This is a genomic window from Aurantimonas manganoxydans SI85-9A1 (genome assembly GCF_000153465.1).
Lineage (GTDB): Bacteria > Pseudomonadota > Alphaproteobacteria > Rhizobiales > Rhizobiaceae > Aurantimonas > Aurantimonas manganoxydans.
Window position 1 is genome coordinate 1 of record NZ_AAPJ01000030.1, and the last position, 1107, is coordinate 1107.

At 65.5% G+C, this 1107-nt stretch carries 1 protein-coding gene and 1 pseudogene; one reads left to right on the forward strand and one right to left on the reverse strand.

Features of this window, described 5'->3' with window-relative positions; all coding sequences use genetic code 11:
* Positions 1-162: 162 nt before the first annotated feature.
* Complete coding sequence (locus tag SI859A1_RS22410; RefSeq protein ID WP_081451293.1) at positions 163-534, forward strand: CsgG/HfaB family protein; 372 nt, start codon at positions 163-165, stop codon at positions 532-534.
* On the opposite strand, the pseudogene SI859A1_RS00240 reads toward SI859A1_RS22410, so the two are convergent.
* Positions 422-1107 (reverse strand): annotated as a pseudogene (locus SI859A1_RS00240) (FAD-dependent oxidoreductase); the annotation flags it as partial. The gene SI859A1_RS22410 and the pseudogene SI859A1_RS00240 overlap by 113 nt on opposite strands.

The following is a 1107-nucleotide window of genomic DNA, read 5'->3' on the forward strand; positions in this document are numbered from 1 at the left end:
GGCGCGGACGGCACCGTGACGGACATCGTCGTTCCGCAACTCGTCACGTCAAGCCTAAATTGATCTGCAGGAGGCCCTGTTCGTCAGAACCTGGTCGTGCTTGCCTGAGGGGAAACCATGTTGAGTTGTATCTGGACCCGGGGTGGCCCGCGGCTGGCAGTGATGATCGTCGCCCTGGCTTCGCTTTCCGGCTGCGTGACCCAGGAGGCGTTCACGGATACGCCGCCCGTGATCGCGCCGGTATCGCGGCCTAATGACGATCTCCGTCGCGTGCCGCCACCGAGGCAGAAGACCGTCGTCGCGGTCTATGGCTATGAGGATCTGACCGGCCAGTTCAAGGAACGGGAAAACGTCCAGTCGCTATCGCGCGCGGTGACGCAGGGTGGCGCCTCGATGCTGATCCAGGCATTGCAGGACGCCGGCGAGCGGCGAGGATCTCGGCCAGCGCGACGCCCTCGTCTTCGGCCTTGTGGGCGAGCATCGCACCCTTCACCACGTCGCCGATGGCATAGATGCCGTCGACATTGGTCTTGAAATGCGCGTCGATCTCGACCCGGCCGCGATCGTCCAGCGCAACGCCCGCCTCTTCGAGACCGAGACCTGCCGTGAACGGCTTGCGGCCCGTCGCGACCAGCACGACGTCGGCGTCCAGCGTCTCCGTCTCGCCGCCCTTGGCCGGCTCGAAGCTGACCGATGCACCCTTGTCCGACTTCGTCACTGCGGTGACCTTGGCGCCGAGCTTGAAGGTGAGGCCCTGCTTGACCATCAGCTTCTGGAAGGCGGTGGAGACCTCGCTGTCCATCGGCCCGAGCACCTTGTCGAGATACTCGACCACGGTGACCTTGGCGCCGAGGCGGGCCCAGACCGAGCCGAGCTCCAGCCCGATCACGCCGCCGCCGACGACGACCATGGTCTCAGGAACCTTCTGCAGGGCAATGGCATCGTCCGAGGACACGATCGTGTCCGTGTCGAAGGCAACCTCGACGCCGGGAATGCCGGCGACGTCCGAACCCGTGGCGATGCAGATGTTCTTCGCCGAGAGAGTCTCGGTGGTGCCGTCCTCCTTCGCGACCTCCACCTCAGAGGCCGACTTGATCCGGCCGGTGC

What these genes read in the sequence shown, in the direction of transcription:
- SI859A1_RS22410 (WP_081451293.1), top strand. Translation starts at nt 163, where the DNA reads ATGATCGTCGCCCTGGCTTCGCTTTCCGGCTGCGTGACCCAGGAGGCG.